The sequence below is a fragment of the Acidocella aluminiidurans genome, from assembly GCF_055383125.1.
This window is the reverse complement of record NZ_AP031589.1, coordinates 517,980-542,040: the sequence shown is the minus strand read 5'-3', so window position 1 is coordinate 542,040 and position 24,061 is coordinate 517,980. Positions and strand designations below refer to the sequence as shown.

The 24,061-nt window shown below is 65.7% G+C and carries 22 protein-coding genes, 1 tRNA gene and 1 riboswitch; of the genes, 15 read left to right on the top strand and 8 right to left on the bottom strand.

Annotated elements, in window-relative coordinates:
- Window positions 1–17 precede the first annotated feature (17 nt).
- From gluQRS to ACZ46S_RS02760, 9 genes are all read left to right on the top strand, one after another.
- Window positions 18–827: a tRNA glutamyl-Q(34) synthetase GluQRS gene (gluQRS, locus tag ACZ46S_RS02800; RefSeq protein WP_464063279.1), complete on the top strand. Its 810-nt coding sequence runs from the start codon at window positions 18–20 to the stop codon at window positions 825–827.
- Window positions 824–1,777, top strand: coding sequence for a lysostaphin resistance A-like protein (locus ACZ46S_RS02795; protein WP_464063278.1), 954 nt, complete (start codon window positions 824–826; stop codon window positions 1,775–1,777). The genes gluQRS and ACZ46S_RS02795 overlap by 4 nt, the downstream gene beginning before the upstream one ends.
- 75 nt (window positions 1,778–1,852) lie before the next feature.
- On the top strand, window positions 1,853–2,101 hold the full coding sequence (locus ACZ46S_RS02790) for a twin-arginine translocase TatA/TatE family subunit (RefSeq protein WP_295741373.1): 249 nt from the start codon (window positions 1,853–1,855) through the stop codon (window positions 2,099–2,101).
- Window position 2,102: 1 nt separating this feature from the next.
- Window positions 2,103–2,699, top strand: coding sequence for a methylthioribulose 1-phosphate dehydratase (locus tag ACZ46S_RS02785; RefSeq protein ID WP_464063277.1), 597 nt, complete (start codon window positions 2,103–2,105; stop codon window positions 2,697–2,699).
- Complete coding sequence (locus tag ACZ46S_RS02780; protein WP_295741366.1) at window positions 2,696–3,235, top strand: 1,2-dihydroxy-3-keto-5-methylthiopentene dioxygenase; 540 nt, start codon at window positions 2,696–2,698, stop codon at window positions 3,233–3,235. The genes ACZ46S_RS02785 and ACZ46S_RS02780 overlap by 4 nt, the downstream gene beginning before the upstream one ends.
- Entirely contained in the window at window positions 3,232–3,891 is a 660-nt protein-coding gene (gene mtnC / locus ACZ46S_RS02775; protein ID WP_295741361.1) for an acireductone synthase, read from the top strand. Before ACZ46S_RS02780 ends, mtnC begins: the two co-directional genes overlap by 4 nt.
- The gene (gene lnt, locus ACZ46S_RS02770) at window positions 3,857–5,404 is read left to right on the top strand and encodes an apolipoprotein N-acyltransferase (RefSeq protein WP_464063276.1); all 1,548 of its coding nucleotides are present in this window, start codon (window positions 3,857–3,859) and stop codon (window positions 5,402–5,404) included. Before mtnC ends, lnt begins: the two co-directional genes overlap by 35 nt.
- A gap of 211 nt (window positions 5,405–5,615) precedes the next feature.
- Entirely contained in the window at window positions 5,616–6,095 is a 480-nt protein-coding gene (locus ACZ46S_RS02765) for a helix-turn-helix domain-containing protein (protein ID WP_295741355.1), read from the top strand.
- A gap of 126 nt (window positions 6,096–6,221) precedes the next feature.
- Entirely contained in the window at window positions 6,222–7,580 is a 1,359-nt protein-coding gene (locus ACZ46S_RS02760) for a glutamine synthetase family protein (RefSeq protein ID WP_464063275.1), read from the top strand.
- 10 nt (window positions 7,581–7,590) lie between these two features.
- Here the strand turns inward: ACZ46S_RS02760 and ACZ46S_RS02755 are convergent, their stop codons facing one another.
- Window positions 7,591–8,082, bottom strand: coding sequence for a GNAT family N-acetyltransferase (locus ACZ46S_RS02755; RefSeq protein ID WP_008492914.1), 492 nt, complete (start codon window positions 8,080–8,082; stop codon window positions 7,591–7,593).
- 373 nt (window positions 8,083–8,455) lie between these two features.
- Here ACZ46S_RS02755 and ACZ46S_RS02750 point away from each other — a divergent pair, with 373 nt between their 5' ends.
- The 6 genes from ACZ46S_RS02750 to ACZ46S_RS02725 all read left to right on the top strand — a co-directional run bounded on the left by ACZ46S_RS02750 (window position 8,456) and on the right by ACZ46S_RS02725 (window position 18,986).
- The gene (locus tag ACZ46S_RS02750) at window positions 8,456–10,615 is read left to right on the top strand and encodes a peptidase domain-containing ABC transporter (protein ID WP_464064316.1); all 2,160 of its coding nucleotides are present in this window, start codon (window positions 8,456–8,458) and stop codon (window positions 10,613–10,615) included.
- Complete coding sequence (locus tag ACZ46S_RS02745; RefSeq protein WP_295741348.1) at window positions 10,587–12,005, top strand: HlyD family type I secretion periplasmic adaptor subunit; 1,419 nt, start codon at window positions 10,587–10,589, stop codon at window positions 12,003–12,005. Before ACZ46S_RS02750 ends, ACZ46S_RS02745 begins: the two co-directional genes overlap by 29 nt.
- Window positions 12,006–12,008: 3 nt before the next feature.
- The gene (locus tag ACZ46S_RS02740; protein WP_464063274.1) at window positions 12,009–13,790 is read left to right on the top strand and encodes a tetratricopeptide repeat protein; all 1,782 of its coding nucleotides are present in this window, start codon (window positions 12,009–12,011) and stop codon (window positions 13,788–13,790) included.
- Window positions 13,791–13,803: 13 nt separating this feature from the next.
- On the top strand, window positions 13,804–16,539 hold the full coding sequence (locus ACZ46S_RS02735; RefSeq protein WP_464063273.1) for a glycosyltransferase: 2,736 nt from the start codon (window positions 13,804–13,806) through the stop codon (window positions 16,537–16,539).
- 140 nt (window positions 16,540–16,679) lie between these two features.
- Window positions 16,680–17,594, top strand: coding sequence for a hypothetical protein (locus tag ACZ46S_RS02730; RefSeq protein ID WP_295741339.1), 915 nt, complete (start codon window positions 16,680–16,682; stop codon window positions 17,592–17,594).
- An 18-nt stretch (window positions 17,595–17,612) separates the two neighbouring features.
- A complete protein-coding gene (locus tag ACZ46S_RS02725) occupies window positions 17,613–18,986 on the top strand; it encodes a glycosyltransferase (RefSeq protein WP_295741336.1) in 1,374 nt (457 codons plus the stop codon).
- Window positions 18,987–19,199: 213 nt separating this feature from the next.
- Here ACZ46S_RS02725 and ACZ46S_RS02720 read toward each other — a convergent pair whose 3' ends face one another.
- The 7 genes from ACZ46S_RS02720 to ACZ46S_RS02690 all read right to left on the bottom strand — a co-directional run bounded on the left by ACZ46S_RS02720 (window position 19,200) and on the right by ACZ46S_RS02690 (window position 24,003).
- Window positions 19,200–20,369 (bottom strand): cation:proton antiporter, encoded by a 1,170-nt coding sequence (locus tag ACZ46S_RS02720; RefSeq protein ID WP_464063272.1) that lies wholly within the window; start codon window positions 20,367–20,369, stop codon window positions 19,200–19,202.
- Window positions 20,370–20,438: 69 nt separating this feature from the next.
- Window positions 20,439–21,245, bottom strand: a complete 807-nt coding sequence (locus tag ACZ46S_RS02715; protein ID WP_464063271.1) for a universal stress protein — start codon at window positions 21,243–21,245, stop codon at window positions 20,439–20,441.
- Window positions 21,245–21,682: a fluoride efflux transporter CrcB gene (gene crcB, locus ACZ46S_RS02710; protein WP_295741326.1), complete on the bottom strand. Its 438-nt coding sequence runs from the start codon at window positions 21,680–21,682 to the stop codon at window positions 21,245–21,247. Before crcB ends, ACZ46S_RS02715 begins: the two co-directional genes overlap by 1 nt.
- Before the next feature lie 83 nt (window positions 21,683–21,765).
- Window positions 21,766–21,830: riboswitch (Fluoride riboswitch) on the bottom strand.
- Between the two features lie 24 nt (window positions 21,831–21,854).
- Window positions 21,855–22,727 carry an NAD(P)-dependent oxidoreductase gene (locus ACZ46S_RS02705; protein ID WP_464063270.1) on the bottom strand — a complete coding sequence of 291 codons (873 nt, stop codon included), beginning with the start codon at window positions 22,725–22,727 and terminating at the stop codon, window positions 21,855–21,857.
- A gap of 98 nt (window positions 22,728–22,825) precedes the next feature.
- Window positions 22,826–22,902 (bottom strand) — tRNA-Pro (locus ACZ46S_RS02700).
- 131 nt (window positions 22,903–23,033) lie between these two features.
- Window positions 23,034–23,678, bottom strand: coding sequence for a MerR family transcriptional regulator (locus ACZ46S_RS02695; RefSeq protein WP_464063269.1), 645 nt, complete (start codon window positions 23,676–23,678; stop codon window positions 23,034–23,036).
- Between the two features lie 16 nt (window positions 23,679–23,694).
- Complete coding sequence (locus ACZ46S_RS02690; protein WP_464063268.1) at window positions 23,695–24,003, bottom strand: integration host factor subunit alpha; 309 nt, start codon at window positions 24,001–24,003, stop codon at window positions 23,695–23,697.
- Window positions 24,004–24,061: the final 58 nt, after the last annotated feature.

Below are 24,061 nucleotides of genomic sequence, written 5' to 3'. Positions count from 1 at the left end.
CTATATCAGAGGGCAATATGAGCATCATCTCCCGCTTCGCCCCCAGCCCCACCGGCTATCTGCATCTGGGTCACGCTTATTCGGCCTGGCTCGGGCGCAGGCGCGCGGCGCAATGGTTTCTGCGGCTGGAAGATATCGACACCACCCGCTGCAAGCCGGAATTCGCCGATGCGATCAAGGAGGATCTGGCCTGGCTGGGGTTGCGCTGGGAGGGCGAGGTGCGACTCCAATCCGCGCATTTCGCGGATTATCGCGCGGCTTTGGACAAGCTGGCGGGGCGCGGGCTGCTTTACCCCTGTTTCTGCAGCCGCGCGGAAATCGCCAAGGCGCAATCCGCCCCGCATGCCCCGGAGGGCATCTATCCAGGCACCTGCAAGCATTTGAGCGCCGCCGAGCGCAGCGCGCGGATTGAGAGCGGCGCGCCCTACGCGCTGCGGCTGGATACGGCGCGCGCCTGCGCTGAGGCCGGGGCGTTGCGGTTCTTCGAGGAAGAGACCGGCTGGGTGGAGGCGCAGCCCCACAGGCTCGGCGATGTGGTGCTGGCCCGCAAGGACACGCCGACCAGCTATCATCTCTGCGTCGTGCATGACGATGCGCTGCAAGCTGTGACGCATGTGATCCGTGGCGAGGATCTGCGCGCGGCGACGCATATCCAGGTGCTGCTGCAAAAGCTGCTGGGCTATGACACGCCGGTCTATCATCACCATCGCCTGCTGCTGGGGCCGGACGGGCAAAGGCTGGCTAAGCGCGACAAGGCGCAGACGCTGCGGGCGCTGCGGGCGCAGGGCCTGCATCCGGAAACGCTGCTGCGCGGCTTCGCGTCATGAGGCGGGCGCTGGCGGCTCTGGGGTGGGCGGCGCTGTTCGCGACCATTGGCGCGGTTTTATGTTTCACGGCCGGGTATCTCGCCGCCCAGGCCGGGCATTATCCGATAAAAATGCGGCTTTATTTCCTGGGGCTGGGCGCGGCGGAAGGGCTGGCGCTGGGCGTGCTGGCGCTGTGCTTTGGCGGGCTGCCCGGCACCCGGGCCAAGCGACAGGTCCGGCTCGGGCCGCTGCGGGCGATTTGGCTGCTGATCCTGGCCGGGCTGGTGATGGGGCTGGCGACCTTGCTGCCGGTGCTGCCGCCGCTGGATGCCGGGTTGCTGCAAAGCCTGCATACCGGGCGGGTGCATCTGCCGGATTTCCGCAAGCCGCTGAGTTTGATGGAGATTGTCATTTGCGGCGAGCTGGCCGTCGCCCTCTGGCTGGTGGGCGCGCTGCGCCGCCTGGGCCCGGCACTGGCCCAGGATGGCAGCCCCGCCGGGCTGGCCTGGCGCCCGGCGCGCGGCCAGGATTATGCGCTGGCGATGATCCTGGCGCTGGCTGTGATTCTGCTGGTGCTGGGGATTTTCCATCTCTTGCCCCCGGATCCGGCGAAGCTGCAATCCCTGCCCTCGGCGCGGATGCTCTCCGGCCCGCTCTGGGCGATGCCGGCCTTGCTGCTGGCCATCTGCGTGCTGGCGCCGATTGTCGAGGAAATCTTGTTTCGTGGCATCCTCTTCGCGGGGCTGGCCAGCCGGTTCGGCCCGGTTTGGGCGACCTTGCTTTCCAGCCTGCTCTTCGCCGCCCTGCACGCGCCGGAAAAGCTGCATTACCCGCCGGGCTTTGTGGATGTGACGCTGCTGGCGCTGATCAATTGCGTCTTGAGGCTGCGGCTGGGCTCCATCCGCCCCGGCATCGCGCTGCACATCGCCTATAATACCGGCCTGCTGCTCGCCGCCCCGCTGTTACATTAGCCAATAATGGGGCATTTGGCAGGGGACGGGGAATTCGGTAAACTAACAATCGATAGCGGTTTTGGAGTGTAGGTTATGGGTGGTTTAAGCATCTGGCATTGGCTGATTGTTCTCGTCGTTGCCCTGCTTCTGCTGGGCGGCCGCGGCCGGGTGAGTTCGATGATGGGCGACCTCGGCAAGGGCATCAAGAGCTTCAAGCAAAGCATGGCCGAGGACGACAAACCCGCCGAAAAGCCCGCGCCCGCGGCTGACGCGCGGATGAGCGAGCTGAACGCCCCGCTGCCGGAGCAGCAGGTCAAGACCACGACGACCCACCAGGGCTGAGATGGTCCCATCTGATGCGGCGTCGGCGCTGGCGGAGATCGGGCGCCGGATGGATGCGCGCGGCTGGGTTCCAGGCTCCGCCGGCAATCTCTCCTCGCGGCTGGATGGGCAGAGCATCGCCATCACCCGCAGCGGTGTCCATAAAGGCCGGCTGAAGCCCGATGAGGACATCATCGCGGTGGATTATGACGGCAAGCCGCTGGTCTCCAACCAGAAGCCGAGCGCGGAGACGCTGCTGCATTGCCAGCTCTACCGGCTGTTTCCGCCCGTGGGCGCGGTGCTGCACGGCCATTCCGTGGCCGCCACCGTGCTCTCCAAGGAGGGGCCGATCAGCTTTGCCAATTATGAGCTGCTGAAGGCCTTCGGCTTTCCCACCCATGAGCTGGAAATCACCCTGCCGGTTTATGAGAACGACCAGGATATCGGCCGGCTGGCGGCCTTGATCGAGCCGGATCTGATCGCGGAAACGCCGATCGGCTATGTATTGGCCGGGCATGGCATCTATGCCTGGGGCAAGGATGTCGAGCATGCCTATTGGCGCCTGGAGGCGCTGGAATTCCTGCTGGCCTGTGAGCTGGAGCGGAGGAAGCTGAAATGAGCCGTCTGACCGTTTATGAAGACACCAATCCCGGCCTGCCGGTGTTCGACAGCACCGACCCGGCGGCGGTTGCCGCCGAGCTGAAGACCATCGAGGTCGGGTTCGAGCGCTGGGAAAGCCCGGTGCATCTGGCGCCCGAGGCCAGCTCGGAGGAAATTCTGGAGGCGTACCGGCCTTATCTGGACACGTTGATGGGCGAGACCGGGGCGGGTTCGGCGGATGTGATCAAGCTTTCGCCGGAACATCCGCAGGCGGGCGCGCTGCGGGAGAAATTCCTCTCCGAGCATACCCATAGCGAGCCGGAGATCCGGTTTTTCGTCGAAGGCTCCGGGCATTTCGTGCTGCACGCCAATGGCCGCGTCTATGACGCGCTCTGCGAAAAAGGCGATCTGATCTTCGTGCCCACCGGGATCAAGCATTGGTTCGATGCCGGGCCGGCGCCCAGCTTCACCGCGCTGCGGGTGTTCACCGACCCGTCCGGCTGGGTGGCGCAATTCACCGGGGATGAGATTTCCAAGCGGTTTCCGGTCGCGTGATTCTCTCGGTCATCACGGATATCGAGGGCACCACGACGCCGATCAGCTTCGTGCATCGGGTGCTGTTTCCTTATGCGCGGGCACGAATGGCGGATTTTCTGGCCGCCCACCCGGACCACCCGGCGCTGGCCGAGGTAGCGGCGCCGAAGCTGGAGACGCTGCTGGGCTGGATGGACCGGGATGAGAAGATCACCGCGCTGAAAAACATTCAGGGCGAGATCTGGGCCCAGGGTTACGCCAAGGGCGAGCTGACCGGCGAGATTTACGAGGACGTGCCCCCTGCCCTGCGCCGCTGGATGCGCGCCGGCTTGCGGCTTTACGTCTATTCCTCCGGCTCGGTGCCCGCCCAGAAGCTGCTGTTCCGCCATACGCCGGAGGGGGATCTGACGCCTCTGTTCCAGTCATATTTCGACACGACAATCGGGCCGAAGCGCGAGTCGGACAGCTACCGGGCGATCGCCCGGGCGATCGGCGGGGCGCCGGAGGAGGCGTTGTTTCTCTCGGATGTCGAGGCCGAGCTGGACGCGGCGGCGGCGGCCGGACTGGCGACATGCCAGTTGGTGCGCCCGCAGGATGAGACCAAGCCCAGCGCCAAACATAAAACCGCGGTGGATTTCAACAATGTCGCAGAATTTTACCATCTCCCCCGCGGATAAGCGGCCGGTCGCGCTTTTCCGCGCCGCGCAACGGCGCCTGCAAAAAGCCCCGCTCGCGCGGGCTTTTTTATGGGGGCTCGCCGCCGCCCTGGCGCTGCCGCCGGTGCATCTGCTCCCCGTTCTGCTGTTTTCCGTGCCTTCCTTGCTGCGGCTGGTAGAGCAGGCGCCGAACGTGAAGCGCGCGGCGCTGACCGGCTGGTGTTATGGCTTCGGCCTGGCGCTGGCCGGGCTGTACTGGATCACCGAGCCCATCCTCACCGAGGCGCAGGATTTCTGGTGGCTGGTGCCCTTCGCCGCCCCGGCTCTGGCCTTTGCGGTGGCGTTCTACACCATCCCGCCGGTGCTGGCGGCGCGTCTGGTGCGGCCCGGGCTGGGACGGGTGCTGGTGTTCACCGGGGTATGGGGGCTTTCCAACCTCGCCCAGCAATTCCTCTTCACCGGCTTTCCCTGGAATTTCTGGGGCACGGATTGGGCGATTCCCGGCACGCTCGGCAATATCTTCCTGCAACCGGCCAGCCTGTTCGGGGTGTACGGGCTGACGCTGCTCACCGTCTTTCTGGCCACGATGCCGCTGTTCGGGCGCAAGGGGCTGGCGGCGCTGGTGGCGGCGCTGATCGTCTGGGCCGGCTATGGCTGGGTGCGGCTGGCGACACCCGAGGGCCAGACCGACACGAAAGTCGCCCTGCTGCAGCCGGATTTCCCGGAGCCGCCGGATTTCTCCCGCCCCGCCCTGCTCGCCAACTGGCAGCGCCTGCTGGCGATGAGCCAGGCCGGGATCAAGGCCGGGGCGACCACGGTGATCTGGCCCGAAGCCGCCAGCCCCTGGCTGCTGCAAAGCGACGATAATGCCCGCGCCCAGCTCGCCGCCGTCACCGGCACCACGCCGATCATCGCCGGCAGCCTGCGAATCGCCGGGCCGAAGGATTACCGCAATTCCCTGATCGTCACGGACGGACCACAACCACCGCTTGCCGTGTATGATAAATGGAAGCTGGTGCCGTTCGGCGAATATATGCCGCATTGGATTCCGCTGAAGATCATCCCCAGCCTGCTCGAAGGCGGCTTCACCCCCGGCAGCGGGCCGGAAACCATCGCCAACATCCCCGGCCTGCCGGCTTTCGCGCCGATTATCTGCTATGAGGCGATCTTCAGCGGCCAGATTATCGACAAAGCGCAGCGCCCCGCCTGGATCGTCAACATCACCGACGATGCCTGGTTCGGCGATTCGGCCGGGCCGCGTCAGCATTTCGCCGATGTCCGGCTGCGCGCCGTGGAGGAAGGATTGCCGCTGGTGCGCGCTGCGAATTCCGGGATTTCGGCGGTCATCGACCCGTTCGGACGGGTGACCGCCTTATTGCCGCTGGATGCGCAGGGCGTGCTCGTCGCGCCGCTGCCGGCCGCCCAACCCGCGACTCTCTATGCGCGCTGGGGGCTTGAAATCCCCTTGACGCTATCAATTGCCCTGCTCATCTCCGGCCTCGCCGCCGGTTACACCAGAAAGTTGCAAAAATGATAGGGCTATAAATGTTGTGTCTATTTAATAATTCAATTTGATAAGTTTTGTATTGATTTTGCGGTTAACGCCTGTTAACTTAACTTAGGCTAGTATATCCTAGCCTTTTTGTTATTCTATGTGCCGTTAACGTGGCGCAGTCGCGCGTCGACCGGAACGGTCAAATCTTAATTCGGCGTAATCGCGTCGGATGCTGGAGAGTAAGACATTTATGGCTGAAGAGAACGCTGAGCGTCCGGAACGTGAAAGCCGTCCCAGTCCCATCGACGTGCATGTCGGCTCGCGGATTCGTCTGCGCCGGACTTTGTTGGGCATGTCCCAGGAACGTCTGGGCGATGCGCTGGGGCTGACCTTCCAGCAGGTGCAGAAATATGAACGCGGCATGAATCGCGTTGGCGCCTCCCGCCTGTTCGATATTTCGCGGATCCTGGATGTTCCCATCTCCTATTTCTTCGATGATATGCCCGAAGGCATGTCCGAGAGCCCGGTTTCCGGCCCGCGCGGCCGCACCTATGGCTTCGCCGAGCAGCAGGAGCCGTTCAGCGTCGGCATCGACGATCAGCTGACCAAGCGCGAAACGCTGGAGCTGGTGCGGGCCTATTACCGCATTCCCGATGCCTCGATGCGCAAGCGGATTTTCGATCTGATCAAATCCCTGGCGCCGGCGGATGCCAGCTTCGAGGAGAATTGATCGAGAGCGTTGAAGAAAGGCCCCGCAAGGGGCCTTTTTCATGGCCCTGCCCTTCGTCACCCAGCCTATGAAGCCGCCAACAGGCGCGTATAATCAAAGGCCAAGCAACAAGACGAGGTGCGGGACATGGCCGATACACAACTGACCCTGCCAGAGCTGCGGGCACTGGCTGAGCGCGGCGCGCTGGATGTGGTGATCATGGCCATCCCGGACATGCAGGGCCGTCTGCAAGGCAAGCGCGTGATGCCGCGCCATTTCCTGGAAATGGTGGCGCAAGGCGAGGCGGAAGGCTGCGCCTATCTGCTGGCCACCGACATCGAATGCCAGCCGATCGAGGGCTATGCGATCAATAATTGGGAGAAAGGCTTCGGGGATTTCATCTTCCGGCCGGACCTTTCGACTCTGCGCCTGGCCCCCTGGCAGGAGGGGGCGGCGATCCTGCTGTGCGATATCGAGCTGCCCGGCCATCAGCCGGCCGCGGTGGCGCCGCGCACCATCCTGAAGCGCCAGCTGGAGCGGCTGCGCGGCCATGAGCTGTTCGCCTATGCCGCCACCGAGCTGGAATTCATCCTGTTCAAGGACAGCTATGAGGCCGCCTGGGACAAGGGCTATCGCGGCCTCACCCCGGCCAACCAGTATAATAACGATTATTCCATCCTCGGCACCGCCCGGGTGGAGCCGCTGCTGCGGCGCATCCGCAACGCCATGGAGGCGGCGGGGATCCAGGTCGAGACCTCGAAGGGTGAGTGCAATCTCGGCCAGCACGAGATCAATTTCCGCTACGGCCCGGCGCTGGCATGCTGCGACAATCACGTGATCTACAAGGAGGCGGCCAAGGAGATCGCGGCGCAGGCCGGGCAGGCTTTGACCTTCATGGCCAAATATAACGAGCGCGAGGGCAATAGCTGCCACGCCCATCTCTCGCTGCGCAACGCGGCGGGCGAGCCGGTGTTTCTGGATGCGGAGCAGCACGGCCCGTCGCGGCTGTTCCGGCAATTCATCGCCGGTCTGCTGCGCCATGCCGAGGAGACGACCTTATTCTACGCCCCCAACATCAATTCCTATAAGCGCTATGTCGCCAGCAGCTTCGCGCCGACGGCCCTGGCCTGGGGGATGGATAACCGCACCTGCGCCTTCCGGGTGGTGGGGCATGGGCCAAGCCTGCGGGTGGAAAACCGGCTGCCGGGCGGGGATGTGAATCCGTACCTGGCGCTGGCCGGGATGATCGCCGCCGGGCTGGCCGGGATCGAGGGGGATTACGCGCCGGTGGCGCCCTTCACCGGCAATGCCTATCAGGCAGAGTTGCCGCGTGTGCCGGCCAGCCTGGGCGATGCGGCGCTGCATTTCGCCTCCAGCGCCTTCGCCCACGCCGCTTTCGGTGCCGAAGTGGTCTCGCATTACGCCAACATGGCGAAGGTGGAGCTGGACGCCTTCAACGCCGCCATCACCGATTGGGAAAAATTCCGCTCTTTCGAGCGGATGTAAGCCGGGCGCCTCAGAGCGCCTTCTGCATGATCACCACGTCCAGCCAGCGCTCCAGCTTGAAGCCGACCTTGCGCATGGTGCCGGCATGCTGGAAGCCAAGGCTGGCATGCACGCCGATGGAAGCGGTGTTCTCCGAATCCCCGATCAGCGAGACCATCTGCTTATAGCCAGCCGCCTGTGCCGCTTCGACCAGCCCGAGAACCAGCGCCTTGCCGACCCCCTGGCCGCGCACATCCTCGCGCACATACACGCTGTCCTCGACCGTATGCTTATAGGCCGGGCGGGTGCGGAACGGGCCGTAATAGCCATAACCCAGAATTTTCGGCCCGTCCTCGGCCACCAGCCAGGCATAGCCGGCGGCCTGATTGGCCTCGAATCGCTGGCTCAGCTCCTCCAGAGAGGGCGGCACATCTTCAAAAGAGCCGGTGCCGTGCAGCACATGATAGGCGTAGATCGCCTGCATCTGCGCCAGATCGTCGGTGGTCGCGGGTCTGATTTTCATGGGCCTGCCTGTCATTTGCGCTTCTGGGTAATGCAACCCGCCCGGCGATGGCAAATCCCGGGCGGACCGAAAACCGGCAATCATTGCACGAAGTTTATAAAATTTTATATTTTTGTGTATTTTATGAATTGGTTATCTTTCGGCGGCGCGCTGCCGTACCGTTGTGTTCCGCGCCGTTTTCCGGGCATAAAGCGGGGGCGTCACGACGCCTAGCGGCGCCGGATGCTGCCGCATGAGTGAGGGTTGAGACCAGATGAATGACACGCCGCGCAACCCCGGATTGGGCGCCGACGAGCCGAGAGGTCCCGCCAACCCCGACATGGCGGCCCTCAGCGATGCCAAGCTGCAGCTGAATCAGGCCGGCGAGGCACGTATGGCGGCGGTGCTGAATGTCGCGCGCTTCCATGGCGTCGAAATGGATCTGGACGGGTTGCGCCTGCGCGGCAGCGAGGCGGCGCCGCCGCCGCCGGAGCTGGTGGTCTGGCTGAAGGAAGCCGGGCTGTGGGCGCGCGGCGTGCAGATGAATTTCCGCCAGATCATGAATATGGAATCGCCCTCCCCCATCATCCTGCTGCTGGACGATGGCGGCGCCGCCCTGCTGGTGGGGCGCGACCGGGGACGCGGCGTGCTGGTGCTGCGCGACCCGCGCCAGCCGGCCTCCGCCGCCCCGGTGCTGGTGGATGAGCTGCGGCTGAAGCAGGTCTGGAGCGGCGCCACCTTGCTGATCCGCGCCAGCCGCCACGGCGCGCTCGAGGAACAGCCCTTCAATCTCGGCATGATCGCGCGGATCGTCTGGGGCGATGCGAAGATCCTGCGCGATATCGCCATCACCTCGGTGACGCTGACCGTGCTCAGCCTGGTGCCGATCCTGGTGGTGATGCGCATCATCGGCGTGGTCATCCAGTTCCACAGCACGCAGACGCTCAATCTCGTCATCATCCTGATGCTGGTCGCGGTGCTCTTCGAGGCGATCATGACCTGGAGCCGGAAGATGATGGAGGTGGTGCTCGCGGCCAAGCTGGACGCGAAGCTCAACCTGATGATCTTCGACCGGCTGGTGGCGCTGCCGATCGAATTTTTCGAACGCGAGCAGGCTGGGCAGATTTCCTACAAGATCAGCCAGGTCAACCGGGTGCGGGACTTTCTCACCGGCAAGCTGATGAACGCCTTCATCGACGTGTTCATGCTGATCCTGCTGCTGCCGATCCTGTTCTATATGAGCGCGCCGCTGGCCTGGACCATCCTGATCGCCGCCGCCCTGATCGCGGCGATCATCGCCGTGTTCCTGCGCCCGATCGGCATCCTGATCGGCAAGGTGATCGCGGCGGAATCGGCCAAGGGCTCGATCCTGATCGAAACCGTGTTCGGCATCCGCACCGTCAAGGCGCTGGCGCTGGAGAATACCCGCGCCACGCAATGGGATGCCAGCGTCGCCGAGGTGGCGGCGCTGAATGTCGAGCAGGCGCGCATGGCCAACTGGCCGGCGGTGCTGACCATGCCGCTGCAGCGTTATTGCAGCTATGGCGTCATCCTGGTCGGCGCCTTCATCGTGCTGCACACCCAGAACTCGATCGACAGCTCCAGCCTGTTCGGCTTCATGCTGCTGGGCGGGCGCGTCGCCGGCCCGCTGGTCAGCCTCGCCGGCCTGCTGGACGAGGTGCATCAGGCCCGCGCCTCCATCGATCAGGTCGGCCATGTGCTGAACCGGCCGAATGAGCGCCAGGCGCTGACCACGGGGCTGCGTCCGCGTTTCGAGGGCGCGATCGAGTTCCGGGACGTCACCTTCCGCTATGAAGGAGCCAAGACCCCGGCGCTGGACAAGATGAATTTCAAGATCCCCGCCGGCACCATGCTGGGGCTGGTCGGGCGTTCGGGCTCGGGCAAATCCACCATCACCCGGCTGCTGCAGGGCATCAACCGCGACTATGTCGGCTCCATCCGCATCGACGGCACCGATATGCGCGAGATCAATCTGCGCCATATCCGCAAGAATTTCGGCATGGTGCTGCAGGATAACTTCCTGTTCCGCGGCACGGTGCGGGAGAATATCATCGCCGGCCGGCCGGGGCTGTCCTTTGAGGATGCGGTGCGCGCCGCGCGTCTGGCCGGTGCCGAGGAGTTCATCGAGCGCCTGCCCAATGGCTATGACACCTTCATCCAGGAAGGCTCGCCCAACCTCTCCGGCGGGCAGAAGCAGCGCCTGGCCATCGCCCGCGCGCTGATCTCCGACCCGCGGGTGCTGATCCTGGACGAGGCCACCTCCGCGCTCGATCCGGAAAGCGAGGCGCTGGTGAATGCCAATATCCAGCGCATCGCCGCCGGGCGGACCATGGTCATCGTCTCCCACCGCCTCTCCTCGCTGCTGGATTGCGACCTGATCATGGTGCTCGACCAGGGCAAGACCATCGATATCGGCCCGCATAAGGAGCTGGTCGAGCGTTGCGCCATCTATCGCCATCTCTGGTTCCAGCAGAACCGCCACCTTGCGCCTGAAGGGTTCGACGATGAATCGTCTCAGCCAGCTATTGTCTAAATCCCCCCGGCGCGCCCTGGCGACGACCGGCGCGGAAGACACGCTGCCGATGGCGGCGCTGGAATTCCAGTCCCCCACCGCCGCCGTCATCGCCACGCCGCTGCCGCCGCTGGCGCGTTCGACCGGCTATACGATCACCGCTCTGGTGGCGATCGTGCTGATCATCGCCGCCGTGTTCAAGGTGGACCGGCTGGTGACCGCCACCGGCATCCTGAACGCCACGATACCGGACATCAGCGTGCAGGCCTTCAGCGCCGCCTCGATCGTGCGCGACATCAATGTCCGCCCGGGCGACCTCGTCTATAAGGGCCAGGTTCTGGCCTCGCTGGACCCGACCTACGCGACAGCGGACTACGACGCCCTCACCCAGCAGGAGCAGAACTACGCCGCCCAGGTGGCGCAGCTGAAGGCGCAGGAAGAGGACAAGCCCTATGTGCCGGATCCCAACAACCCGGCCTCGGCGCTGATGCTGCAGACCTATAACCAGCAGATGGGCCAGTATCATTACACGCTGGAGAATTACGACCAGCAGATCAACCAGCTGAAAACCCAGATCACCGGCTACCAGCAGCAGGCGGACTACTATGCCCAAAGGCTGAAAATCGCCACCAATGTCGAGGAGATGCGCAAGAAGCTGCAGCAGATGCAGGTGGGCAGCCAGCTCGATTCAGAGGCCGCGACCGATGAACGGGTGAATGTCCAGGCGCAGCTCTCCCAGGCCCAGTCCCAGGCCCAGGCGGATGAGCGCCAGCTCGCCGCCGTGCAGGCCCAGCGCGACAGCTTCGCCCAGGAGTTCCGCGCGAAAATCTCGACCGATCTCGCCACCGCGCTGAATAATCTCGCCCAGTCCCAGCAGGAGCTGGCGAAGGCGAAGCTCAACCATGCGCTGCTGGTGCTGCAGGCGCCGCAGGATGCGATCGTGCAGAGCGTGGCCCCGGTCTCCGTCGGCTCGGTGCTGCAGGCCGGCCAGCAGCTGATGCAGCTGGCGCCGATCAACGCCCCCTTCATCGTCGAGGCCGATATTCCCGCCGATGAATCCGGCTTCGTGCGGGTAGGCGACAAGGTCACCATCAAGTTCAACACGTTGGATTCCACCCGTTATGGTAGCGCCGTGGGCACCGTGCAGTCGGTCAGCCCGGAGAGCATCAACCCGCAGAACCAGGAAAATGCCGTGACCATGGGCGCGCCGCTGCCCACCGCGCCGCATACGCTGTATTACAAGGCGCAGATCTCCTTGGATGTGATGAATCTGCATAATGTGCCGCCCGGCTTCCGGCTGGTGCCGGGGATGCCGCTGGAGGCGGATATCGTCGTCGGCAAACATTCCATCCTCTCCTATTTCCTCTCGCAGATGGCGCCTGTCGCCTATCAGAGCTTGCACGAGCCCTGAGCCATGGCGGTGAAATTCTCCCTTGCCGACAAGCTGGCGGCGCGCAATCCGCAAAAGGCCCTGGCCCGTGCCCGCGAACTGGCGGCCCAAGGCGAGCATGAGCGCGCCTTTCCGCTCTTCGCCACCGCCGCCGAGGCCGGGTTGCCGGAGGCGGCGCGCGCGCTTGGCTTTTATTACCTGAACGGTGCGGCCACCGGCTTTCGCAGCGCCAAGGATGCGGCGCGCTGGCTGCTGCTGGCCGCCCAGGCGGGGGATGCCAAGGCGCAGGCGGAGCTGGGCAATCTCTACGCTCACGGGCTGTACCGGGACGATCATAGCCAGGCCCTGTTCGCCCCCCAGGATCAAGGCGCCGAGACGCCCGAGCAGACCGCGCCGGACCTTCAGGCCGCGTTGAAATGGCTGACCCTGGCCGCCGAGGCCGGGGAAGCCAATGCGCAGACCCAGCTTGGCTATCTCTATTCCCGCGGACCGGCGGAGGTGCAGAATATCGAGCAGGCCAAGCATTGGTACGGCCGTGCCGCCGCCGCCGGCCTGCCGCACGGCCATCTCGGGCTCGGCACCATCCTGTTGCTGGAAGCCGATGACGACGAGAAAACCTTCGCCGCTGTCGCGCATATCCGCAAGGCGGCCGAGGCGGACCTGGCCACCGGGCATTTCTATCTCGGGCTGATCCATGAACGCGCCATCGGCGTGCATGCGGATCTCGAACAGGCCGCCAGACATTATAAGCTGGCGGCCGAGAAGGGCATACGCGATGCCCAGCACCGCTATGGCATCATGCTGTATCAGGGCCAGGTGATCGCGCAGAACAAGGTCGAGGGTGAAACCTGGCTGCGCCGCGCCGCCCTGGCCGGCGATGCCGAGGCCGCGATGCGCGTCGGCGAGATCTACGCCAAGGGCGATGACGGGTTTCCGCCGAATTACGCCGAGGCCGCCAACTGGTTCCGGGTCGCCGCCGAGGGCGGGCATCGGGGGGCGGCGCGCACGCTCGGGCTGCTCAACCTCACCGGCATCGGCGCCGTGCCGCGCAATCCGGACGAGGCGGCGAAATGGCTGCGCCTGGCCGCCGAGCAGGGCGATCAGCGCGCCCAGACGGATCTCGCCGCCATGGTGGTCAAGCGTCAGGTCAATCCGCGCGTCGCGGAAATTCCGCCGGTGCAGGACTGGTTCGCCAAGGCCGCCGAATCCGGCGATCCCATCGGCGCCTATAATTTCGCGGTCTGCCTCGCCGAAGGTGTGGGCGTGGCGCGCGATGACACGGCGGCCGCGCACTGGTTCCGCAAGGCGGCGGACAATGTCGTCAACGCCCAGTATCGCTATGGCCGCATCCTCGCCGAGGGGCGCGGGGTGGAGCAGAATCTGGAAGAGGCGCGGCTCTGGCTGCAAAAGGCCGCCGATCTCAATCTGCTGCCGGCGCTGTTGGATCTCGCCATGCTGCATCTGCAAGGCCTCGGCGGCCCGCGCGACGATGAGGCGGCGCGGGTGCTGTTCGAGCGCGCCAGCGAACAGGAGAGCGCGGAGGCGATGTTCTCGCTCGGCGCGCTCTATGGCGGCGGCCATCAGATCGAGACCGATCGCGCCAAATCCCTGGCCTGGTACCGCAAGGCGGCGCAGCGCCAGCATCCCCGCGCCGCCTTGATGCTCGGCCTGTATCTGCGCGACGGCATCGCCACCGCGCCCGATCTCGAAGCGGCGCGGCGATGCTTCACCTTCGCCGCCGAGGCGGGGCTGGATGAGGCCAAGGACGCGCTCGCTGCCCTGCCCCCCGCCGCGGCGGCGGAATGAGCCGTATCCGCGCTTGAGCAAAACGCCCGGCACGGCAGACCCGAGCACCGCCACCGCCGCCTATCTGCGGGCGCAGCGCCCGGGCGAGGATGCGCTGTTCTGGCTGCACCGCGCCAAGCGGCTGGCGCCGCAAGACCCCCGAATCGATCTCGAACTGGCGCAGCGCGAGCTGGCGGACGGGCCGGACGGAGCGCGGCGGGCGGCGGCGCGTTTCGCCGAGATCGCGGCCAAGCATGACAGTGCCACCGCCTGGATTGGCCTCGCCATCGCCGCGCAGATTCAGGGCGATGCCGCCGCCGCCGCCCGCGCCGCCGAGGCCCTGCTGGCCCGCCATTGCCTGGGGGACGATCCGCAGCTGCCGGCCTTCCTGCAACATATCAGCCTGAATGCCGGCTATGGTGGATTTCAGGGGATGGATGCGCGGGGAACACGCATCCAGCACGGCCGGCCGCCCTTTCTCGGGGGCGCCCCCGACGAAGCGGTGCTGAACCGAATAGAGGGCGTGGTGGAGGCGCATCGCGGCGGGCTGCGCGGCTGGGCGGTACGCCCGGCCGCACCGGAACAGAAGCCGCGCCTCATCGTCACCGGCGGCAATGGCGCCCGGCTCAGCCTCACCTGCGGCGCCGCGCTGGCGGCGGATGAGGCCACGCCGTTGCTGCCCCGCTACCGGTTCAGCCTCACCGCCCGGCGCCTCGCCGGCCTCACCCCGCCTTATCTGGTCAGCGGCGCGGATGGGCGGGCGCTGCTCGGCGCGCCGCTGAACCCGGCGGATTTCGCGCAGCCCCCGCGCAAGGCGGCCCAGCGCGGCCAAGCCCCGTCACGCTGCCCGCGCCGGGCCCGGCTCGCCATCATCATGCCGGTCTATCGCGGGCTGGAGGAGGCCAGGGCCGCCTTGGCGAGTGCGCGCCGCGCCGCGCCGCGCGGCGCCAGGCTGATCGTCGTCGATGACGCCACCCCGGAGCCGGCCCTGGCCGCCCTGCTGAACCGGGCGGCAAAGCGCGGCCAGATCGAGCTGCTGCGGCACGAGACGAATCGGGGCTTCTGCGCGGCGGTGAATACCGGCCTGGGCGCGGCGGCAGATCACGATGTGATATTGCTCAATAGTGACGTTCTGGTCCCGAAAGATGCTTTCGCGACGCTGCGCGAGGTCGCCTATGCGGCACCTTGCATCGGCACGATCACCCCGCTCTCCAACGAGGCGACGCTCTGCTCCTATCCCGATCCCGCCGGCGGCAATGCGATGCCGGATCTGGCCGGCGCCACCAGGCTGGACCGGCTGGCGCATAAGACCAACGGGCTGGGCTGGGCGGAAATTCCCACCGGGGTCGGGTTCTGCCTCTATATCCGGCATGATTGCCTGAAACAGACAGGGTTTTTGCGCACCGCGCTGTTCGCCCAGGGCTATGGCGAGGAGAATGATTTCTGCCTGCGAGCGCGCCATCTCGGCTTTGCCAGTGTTGCCGCCCTGGGCGCCTATGTCGCGCATCGCGGCGGGGTTTCCTTCCGGGGCGCCACCCAGGCACTGATGCGGCGCAATCAGGCGGTGCTGGAGCAGCTCTTTCCGGGCTACCGGGCGCTGATCGAAGAGGCCAGAGCGGCGGATGCGCTCGCCCCCGCCCGCGCCGCGCTGGATGCGGCCCGGCTGCAGGCGGCGCGCGCCGGGCGGCGCAGCGTGCTGCTGATCAGCCATGGCCATGGCGGCGGGGTGGCCAGGCAGGTCGCGCGAGTCTGCGAAGCATTGCGCGCGCAGGGGAAATTTCCCCTGGTGCTGACAACGAAATTTCCGACCACGCGCAAAGCCCCGCGCTACCCCTGGCCGGCCTTGCTCTGCGACGGCCATACCCGGACCAGCCCCAACCTGAGCTTCGACCTTGCCCGCCAGTTCGAAGACATGCTGGCGCTGCTGCGCGGCTTCAGGATCGAGCGGGTGGAGATGCACCATATGCTGGGCCAGCACGAGGCGCTGCGCGGGCTGGCGGCGGCGCTGGGGGTGCGGCAGGACATCGTGCTGCATGATTATGCGAGCTTCTGCCCGCGCGTCTCGCTGCTTAACCGCCCGACGCGCGAAGCGCCTCTGCGCTATTGCGGCGAACCGGATGTGAAAGGCTGCGAGGCCTGCGTGAAGCAGGACCGGCGCGGCGTGTTCGAGGCGCTGCCGGTACGAGGCCTGCTCGCCCGCTCCCGCGCCGAATTCGCCGCCGCCGGAGAGGTGCGCGTACCCTCGGGGGACATGGCCCGCCGCCTGGCGCGGCATTTCCCCGGGCTGAAGCCCCGCATCACCGCGTGGGACGATGACAGCCAGCCCGTCTCCTTGCGCCCGCCACGGGCGGGGGCGCGGCGGATCGCGGTGCTGGGCGGCATCGGCCCCACCAAGGGTTATGACGTGCTGCTGGATTGCGCCCTGGATGCGAAAGCCCGCGCCCTGCCCTTGGAGTTTTTCATCATCGGGTCCAGCGCCGAGGACGGCGCGCTGCTCGAGGCCGGGGTCAAGATCACCGGCGGCTACAAGCCCGAGGAGCTGGCCGGGCTGATCGCGCAGATCCAGCCCGACCTCGCCTTCATTCCCTCGATCTGCCCGGAAACCTGGTGCTTCACCCTCACCGAGGCCTGGGCGGCGGGGCTGTACGCGCTGGTGTTCGATCTGGGCGCCCAGGCGGAGCGGGTGCGGGCCACCCGGCGCGGCGCCGTGCTGCCGCTCGGTCTGCCAGCGGAACGGATCAACAACGCCCTGCTCGGGATCAATTTTTGACCCCGCAGCGCCCCCCTCAGGCTGGCCAGTCGGGCTTCGTTAAGTTAGCTGTGTCATGCCTTGCGTGTGTGGAAAGTTCTGCAACAATATGGGCAACCACGCTGTCTTGCTTTTTGAATTTCTAACTTCGAGGACACCCCATGGCCGCTGCCAAATCCGCCACCGCCACGCCCAAGAAGCCGGCAGCGCCCGCACCCGCCCCCCAGCCGGAGGCCGCCAACCAGGGCGGCGCCAAGCTGCAGGAGCTGAAGGTGACCGGGCATCTGATGCAGTTGCCGCCGGGGCTGTTCTGTTTCGTTAACGAGCTGAATCCGGGTGCCGCCATTCATAACGGCATGCCGGGCGTGCGCGTCTCCCCGCCGCCGTCGGGCGCGCAGAATGTCGAGATTTCCAGCTTCCGTGGCGATGGCTGGCTGAATGCCGAGGGCGATGCCGCACTGGTGCGGGTGAAGAACCAGCCCGGCCAGGTGCTGGTGACCATCTACCAATACGCCAATCTGCCGGATGCGGCGCCGAAGCTGCAGGTGCGCCAGCTGCTGGGCGAGGCGCAGATCGCCGCCAACCAGCCCGCCGCGGCCGCTGAACCCGCCCCCGCCCCGGCCAGCACGGCGATGAACCCGGCCGAGGAGATGGATTTCATGGCGCATATCCAGAGCCGCGGCGATGTCGGCGCCGCCTTCGGGGACTGGCTGGGCGAGGCTGGCAGCAAGAACTGGATCGAGGGCTTCTCGATCAAGGCGCCGGCGGGAATCGCCCCGGCGGATTTCACCTACCAGGCGGTGCTGGGCCGTGGCTGGCTCTCCCCCTGGGTGGAGGCCGGGCAATATTGCGGCTCGCGCGGCATGGCGCTGCCGCTGCTGGGGCTGCGTGTGCGTCTCTCCGGCGAAGCGGCGGAGCAGTACGATATTTCCTATTCCGCGAAATTCATCGGCGGCGCCTCGGCCGGGCCGGTCGGCAATGACGAGACCTGCGAGGCGGAGCGCCTGGCGCCGCTGGAGGCGTTCCAGATCACCCTGACCCCGCGCGGCAAAAAGCCGGCCAAGGCCCGCAAGTAAAACCCGGCGAGGCCTGGCGTGAATTTCCTCTTCGTCCATCAGAACTTCCCCGGCCAGTATCTGCATATTCTGCGCAGCCTGCTGGCCGACAACCAGGCGGAGCCGGGCACGCACGAGATCGTGTTCATGTCCGAGCCGAACCAGAATTACATGGAAGGGGTGCGCAAGGTCACCTATTCCCGGCCGCCGCCGCCGCCCAAATCCCTCACCCCGGCGGCGCGGGAATTCGAGCAGGCGGCGATCCGCGCCCAGGCCGGTTATCAGGGCCTCGCCCAGATCAAGGCGCTGGGCTTCAAGCCGGACATCATCATCGGCCATCATGGCTGGGGTGAGATGCTCAATCTCTGCGATGTCTTCCCCGGCGTGCCGATCCTAGGCTATTTCGAGTTCTATTACCGCATCCATGATTCGGACGTGAATTTCGACCCGGAATTCCCGATGCATGTGACCAATTTCGGCGCGGTGCGCGGCAAGAACACGATCAATCTGCTGGCGCTGGCGCTGGAGCAATGGGGCCAGACCCCGACGCGCTGGCAGTACGACACCTATCCCGCATGGGCCCGCGGCAAGATGCGGATCATCGAGGAAGGGGTGGATCTGTCACTCTGCGCGCCGGACCCCAGCCTGTTCAAGAAAACCGTGAAGGTCGGCCCGCTCACCGTCACGCCGAAGCAGAAGCTGATCACCTTCGTCTCGCGCAATCTGGAGCCCTATCGCGGCTTCCACACCATGATGCGGGCTTTGCCGAAAATTCTGAAGGCGCGGCCGGATGTGGTGGTCTCGCTCGTTGGCGGCGACGATATCAGCTATGGCGCCATGCCCGCCGAAGGCGGCAATTGGCGGCAGAAGATGATGAAGGAGCTGGACGGCCAGATCGATAGCTCGCGCGTGCATTTCATGGGCAAGGTGCCGTATGGCGACCATCTGACCCTGCTGAAGCGTTCGGACGCGCATGTTTATCTCAGCTACCCCTTCGTCGCCTCCTGGTCACTGCGCGAGGCGCTGGGCTGCGGCTGCGCCATCATCGGCGCGGACAGCGTGACGGTGGCGGAGTTCATCAAGGACGGGGTGAACGGGCTTTCCACCCCGACGCTGGATCATGACAAGCTGGCCGATAACGTGTTGCGGCTGCTGGGCGATGCCAAGCTGAGCGCGAAGCTGCGCAAGGGCGCGCGCGATTATGCCGAGGCGCATCTGGGCATGGATGAGTATATCGCGCGCTACCGGGCTTATATCGAGGAGATCGTGGGGGCGAAGCTGCTGCCGGATGCGCCGGCGAAGCCTGTGAAGGCACCGGCGGCGAAGCCGGCCGCCAAGGCGAAAGCAGCGCCAGCCAAGGCACCAGAAGCGAAGCCTGTGGCGAAGGCCAAGCCGAAATCCAAGGCGAAGTGAGCAGAATTTTTTGAGGATGAAGGGGCGTTTTTTCAAAAACGCCCCTTCATGGTTTTTAGAGCCTCAAGCCTTCAGCTTGAGGCTCTATTTTTTAGCGCGCAATTTGATGTGTCCATCTTGATGCTGGCGCCTCAACCGCAACGCCTATTGCGCTCTTGGTTTTCTATTCCGGCACGCCGCCAATCTTGAGGCGTCGCAGCAGCAACGGCATCGTCAGCCCCTGCCCCACCACCGAGACCACGACGACACCGAAGGTCGCCACCAGCACCTCGTCATGCATCGGCATATCCCGTGGCAGTGAGAGCGCCAGCGCCAGCCCCAGCGCCCCGCGCAAGCCCCCCACCAGAGCACGTGCTGACAAGGCGGCTCGATGCGCCAGCGTGAGCCCGCGAACAAGGCGCAAAGCGGATAGACCGTCAGCGCCCGCCCGGCCAGCACCGCCAGAATGATGAAGACCAGCGCCCAAATCCCCAGCTTATGAAACGGAATCCCCGCCACGGTGATGCCGATGAGCAGAAACACCATGGAGTTGGCGATAAAGGCGACGAAATCCCACATCTCCAGCGCGAACTCCCTGCCCTTCACGCTGACCATGCCGGTGAAGCGGGTTTTGGTCTCGGCCAGCCCGAGATTGCCCAGCAACAGCCCGGCTGTGACCGTGGCCAGCACGCCCGAGCCGTGAAAATGCTCGGCCAGCAGAAAGGCGCTATAGGCCAGCACGGCGGTGACGGTGCTCTCCACCAGATGATCCTCGGTGCCGCGCACCAGCAAAATCGCCACCCCGGCGCAGAGCGCCCCGGCCAGAATGCCGCCGCCGACCGTGACCAGCAGCAACCCGCCAATCTGCCCGACACTGACATGCGCCTGCCCCGCCGCCTGCACCCAGACCAAGGCCAGCGCGAACAGCACAGCGGCGACGCCGTCATTGAGCAGGCTCTCACTCTCCACCAGCAGCCGCAGCCGGCCGCGCACGCCATTATCCTTGAACATGGCGATGACCGCGACAGGGTCGGTCGCGGCGATCAGCACGCCGAACATCAAAGCCGGCGGCAGGGGCCAGCCCAGGCCGAAATGCAGCGCGGCAGTGACGAAGGCCGCCGAGATCAGCGTGCCGGGCAACGCCAGCGTGAGGATCGGCAACGCGTCCAGCCGCAGATCCTTCCATTGGATGTTGATCGCGGCCTCGAACAGCAGAGGCGGCAGGATGATTTCGTAGATGATGCTCTGGGTCAGGGTCAGCCCGGCCTGGAACGGGCTCACCGCCAGCGCGATTCCGGCCAGCACCAGCCCCACCGTGTAGGGCAGTTTCAAACGATGGGCGATCAGCGCCACCAGGGTCGCCACCACCAGCAGGCTCAGCATCGAGGTCAGGAAATCATTCATATCGCTAGAGACTATAGGGGGCTTTGGGAGAGAGTCGCGGGATTTCGACGCAAAATCGACCCGGCCCGGTCAATGCTGCATCAATACCGGCAGATCGAGCTGCCGCAGCACCTCGGCGGTGGCGCCGCCGAACAGGATTTCGCGCAGCCGCCCATGGGTAAACGCCCCCATGACCAGGAAATCCGCGCCCACCGCATGCGCCTCCGCCAGCAAGGCGGTGCCGACATGGCGCCCGGCGAGGGCGAATTCATGCAGCTGCGCCGGGCGGCCGGCCGCTTCCAGACTGTCCAGCAAGGCTTGCGGCGGCGCCGCCGCATGGGCGCTGTCGGTGCCGAGCAGGATGGTGGCGCGCTGGCAGGCGCGCAGCAGCGCCTGCACCGCGCCGATGGCCCGGGCGGCGGCATTCTCCGCATCCGACCAGGCGATGGCGATGCTCTGCGCGAAGCTGCGCGGCATCTGCCGGGGCAGCAGCAGCACCGGCTTGGCCATGCGCAGCAGCAGCAGGTCCAGCAGCGCGCGGGCATCGGCATCGCCCTGCGGGGCGGCGAGCAGGATCAGATCCGCCTCCCGCGCCGCCGCGGTGACGATCTGTTCAGGCACGCCGGCGCGGATTTCCAGGCTGGGCAGGCCGGTCTGGCGCCAGGCATCGGCGCGCTGCGCCAATTCAACCGCCAGCGCCTGCTGGCTGGCGGCAAAGCGGGCATCGGTGCGGGCGGTGTGCACCTCTTCAGTGGGCATGAAATCAGGGTCGGTCTGCGCCAGCGGATGCAGCAGCGTGATCGCGGCGGGGCCAGCCTGGGCGAGCAGGCAGGCGCTGGCGGAGAGGATTTGATCCGCCGTCGCGGTTTCGGTGAGCAGAGCGAGCACGCGCAGCATCAGGAGGCTTCCTCTTCGATCGCCGTCTGAGCCACCTCCGCAATCTGAGCACCAGTGCCGCCGAGATGCGTGCCCAGCGCGTACCCCGCCGCCACCGCCGCCAGGCAAAGCAGCACGGAGACGAAGATATTCAGCAAGGCCCGGCCCGGCGCGCCGCCGCGCAGCAGATCCAGCGTCTGCAGGCTGAAGGAGGAGAAGGTGGTGAAGCCGCCGCAGACCCCGACCATGAAGAAGATCCGCACCGGCTCGGGGGCCGGGAATTTGCCATGGCTCAGCGTCAGCGAGCCGAAAAACCCGATGGCGAAGGAGCCGATAATATTGATGATGATGGTGCCGACGGGCAGGTTTTTGCTGACCGAGGCGAAAAATAGGGCCACCCAATAACGCCCGACCGAGCCGATGGCCCCGCCCAGCGCGACAACCAGGGTTTGCAACATGGTCTCTCTCTCTCCTTCTTCAATGCCGCGGGAGATGCCCAATCAGGCACAAAACTCCCGCAGCGTTCCATGCAAAGCGCATGATGCGTGCAGGAGTCATCAGCTCCCCGAAGGAGCGGTTTTGGGGGACTCCATCCCCGTGCCTCTGTTCTAAAAGGAACGGGGAGCCGGCTCAAGCCTGGCCGGAATCTTTCGCCGCCAGCGCGCCGATGGCCGCCCAGTCCAGATGTTCGCCGCCATTCGCCATCAGCGTCAGGAAACGGTCGCGCAGCAGGCTGGCGAGCGGCAGCGGCACGTTCAGCGCCTCCGCGGCCTGCAGCACCAGGCGGATATCCTTCTGGCCGAGCGGGGCGGCGAAGCCGGGCGGCGAGAATTTCTGCTCCAGCAGGATCTGGCCATAGATTTTATAGACGGGCGCGTTGAACAGAGTGGAGGTGAGCAGCTCCAGATAGGCCGCCTTATCCACCCCGCCTTTGCCGACCAGGGCCAGCGCCTCACCCAGCGCCTCGATCACCGAGACGATGAGGAAATTGCCGCTGAGCTTGACCAGATTGGCGTGGGACGGGGTCTCGCTGAGCACGAAGCTGCGCTGGCCGATGACATCGAAGAGCGGCTGCGCCGCCGCGATATCCGCCTTGGCCCCGGCCACGGCGATGAACAGCTTGGCGGCGGCGGCGGCATCCGGCCGGCCAAAGACCGGCGCGGAGAGATAACGCTGCCCGGCCTTGGCATGGGCCGTCTCCAGCGCCTCGGCGGTGGCCACCGCGATGGTGCTGCAGGAAATATGCAGCGCGCCCTGCGGCAGATGCGCCAGAATCCCATCCGGCCCATGCAGCACCGCCTCCAACGCCGCATCATTGGCGAGCATGGTGAACAGCATCTCCTTGCCGGCGGCGGCCTGGCCGGGGGTGGCGGCGATCGGCGCGTCCAGCCCCACAGCTTTCTCACGGGTGCGGTTATAAACCGTGACCTCATGCCCGGCCTTGATGAGGTTCGCCGCCATGCCGTGGCCCATCTGCCCCAGCCCGATAAATCCGATTTTCATGCGTTCTGATCCCGTTCACGGCACGCCGCGTGGCGCGCCAAATCACGGCTGAATTGGGGGCTCAACCGCTGATGAACAAGGATTTATGAGATGGAAAATGGTCGGAGCGGCGGGATTCGAACCCACGACCCCCAGTCCCCCAGACTGATGCGCTACCAGGCTGCGCTACGCTCCGGACCTGCGGCGAGGCTGTAGCAGCAAGGGGGCGCGCCGCCAAGGGGCAGAGGCGAGAAAACCGTCGGCCAAAAGAAAACCGCCGGCCCAGCGGGCGCGGCGGTTTGGGTAAGGGCGATGCTTGAGCGGCAATCAGCGCAGAACCCCGCGCATCGCCTCCAATGCCAGCAAAGTTTCGGTGAGCAGCGCGCGCAACCGGAGGATTTCGTCCTCAGGCGCAAGCAGCTGGATCGGCGCTGGCACATCGGCCGCCAGGACAGGCTCCGGGCGCGATGGCGCGGCGTCTTCCTCCGGCTGCGAAATCTCCTCGCGTGGCGCTGTCTCGGTCTGCACAGCCTCCTCAACCAGCATGGTCTCAGAGGCATCGACCACCGGCACCAGAACGGGCACCGGGACCGGCGGCTGGTCCAGCGGCAACTCGGCGGCGGCCTGGCGGGCCGGCTCAGAAGCTTGGTTCGGCGCCGAATCGCGCAGCAGGCGCTGCACGCCCTTGATGGTATAGCCTTGAGTATAAAGCAGATCCGCGACCCGGCGCAGCAGCGCCACATCCTCGGGCCGGTAATAGCGCCGCCCGCCGCCGCGCTTCAGCGGCCGCACCTGCGGGAATTTCGTCTCCCAGAAGCGCAGCACATGCTGGGGCACATGCAGCTCGTCAGCGACTTCGGAAATGGTACGGAACGCATCGGCGGCCTTGCGGATACGCGGACGCCCGGCCTCATGGTTCAGGTCGGACGCTACGCCGTCATCCAGCGCCGCGTTAAATTCTTCATCCACCATGCGATCCTTCGCTCAGTCAGTCTTTGGGGGCGGCGGACGGGCCGCCATTCACCGCGTCGCGCAACATCTGGCTGGGGCGAAACACCAGAACGCGCCGCGGCAGGATCGGGACTTCAACACCGGTTTTCGGATTCCGGCCAATACGGCGCCCCTTCTGCCTGACAGAAAAAGTGCCGAAGCCACTAATTTTAACAGATTTTCCAACCTCGAGCGCATCCGCGATCCGGTTCAGGACATGCTCAAGCAGATCCGCCGATTCGTGCCGCGACAAGCCGACACTCGCGTAGATCGCCTCAGTTAGCTGTGCACGCGTCAAAGTGTTCATTTTGCAAGATTAGCACGAGCGGCTTGGCGGTCAATCAGTTCTTGACCGATTCGCGTGA

Bases quoted from the DNA above. Each gene is read 5' to 3' on its own strand.
- gluQRS (WP_464063279.1), top strand. From the start codon at position 18: ATGAGCATCATCTCCCGCTTCGCCCCCAGCCCCACCGGCTATCTGCAT.
- ACZ46S_RS02795 (WP_464063278.1), top strand. From the start codon at position 824: ATGAGGCGGGCGCTGGCGGCTCTGGGGTGGGCGGCGCTGTTCGCGACC.
- ACZ46S_RS02790 (WP_295741373.1), top strand. From the start codon at position 1,853: ATGGGTGGTTTAAGCATCTGGCATTGGCTGATTGTTCTCGTCGTTGCC.
- ACZ46S_RS02785 (WP_464063277.1), top strand. From the start codon at position 2,103: ATGGTCCCATCTGATGCGGCGTCGGCGCTGGCGGAGATCGGGCGCCGG.
- ACZ46S_RS02780 (WP_295741366.1), top strand. From the start codon at position 2,696: ATGAGCCGTCTGACCGTTTATGAAGACACCAATCCCGGCCTGCCGGTG.
- lnt (WP_464063276.1), top strand. From the start codon at position 3,857: ATGTCGCAGAATTTTACCATCTCCCCCGCGGATAAGCGGCCGGTCGCG.
- ACZ46S_RS02765 (WP_295741355.1), top strand. From the start codon at position 5,616: ATGGCTGAAGAGAACGCTGAGCGTCCGGAACGTGAAAGCCGTCCCAGT.
- ACZ46S_RS02760 (WP_464063275.1), top strand. From the start codon at position 6,222: ATGGCCGATACACAACTGACCCTGCCAGAGCTGCGGGCACTGGCTGAG.
- ACZ46S_RS02755 (WP_008492914.1), bottom strand. From the start codon at position 8,082: ATGAAAATCAGACCCGCGACCACCGACGATCTGGCGCAGATGCAGGCG.
- ACZ46S_RS02750 (WP_464064316.1), top strand. From the start codon at position 8,456: ATGGCGGCGGTGCTGAATGTCGCGCGCTTCCATGGCGTCGAAATGGAT.
- ACZ46S_RS02745 (WP_295741348.1), top strand. From the start codon at position 10,587: ATGAATCGTCTCAGCCAGCTATTGTCTAAATCCCCCCGGCGCGCCCTG.
- ACZ46S_RS02740 (WP_464063274.1), top strand. From the start codon at position 12,009: ATGGCGGTGAAATTCTCCCTTGCCGACAAGCTGGCGGCGCGCAATCCG.
- ACZ46S_RS02730 (WP_295741339.1), top strand. From the start codon at position 16,680: ATGGCCGCTGCCAAATCCGCCACCGCCACGCCCAAGAAGCCGGCAGCG.
- ACZ46S_RS02720 (WP_464063272.1), bottom strand. From the start codon at position 20,369: ATGAATGATTTCCTGACCTCGATGCTGAGCCTGCTGGTGGTGGCGACC.
- ACZ46S_RS02715 (WP_464063271.1), bottom strand. From the start codon at position 21,245: ATGCTGCGCGTGCTCGCTCTGCTCACCGAAACCGCGACGGCGGATCAA.
- crcB (WP_295741326.1), bottom strand. From the start codon at position 21,682: ATGTTGCAAACCCTGGTTGTCGCGCTGGGCGGGGCCATCGGCTCGGTC.
- ACZ46S_RS02705 (WP_464063270.1), bottom strand. From the start codon at position 22,727: ATGAAAATCGGATTTATCGGGCTGGGGCAGATGGGCCACGGCATGGCG.
- ACZ46S_RS02695 (WP_464063269.1), bottom strand. From the start codon at position 23,678: ATGGTGGATGAAGAATTTAACGCGGCGCTGGATGACGGCGTAGCGTCC.
- ACZ46S_RS02690 (WP_464063268.1), bottom strand. From the start codon at position 24,003: ATGAACACTTTGACGCGTGCACAGCTAACTGAGGCGATCTACGCGAGT.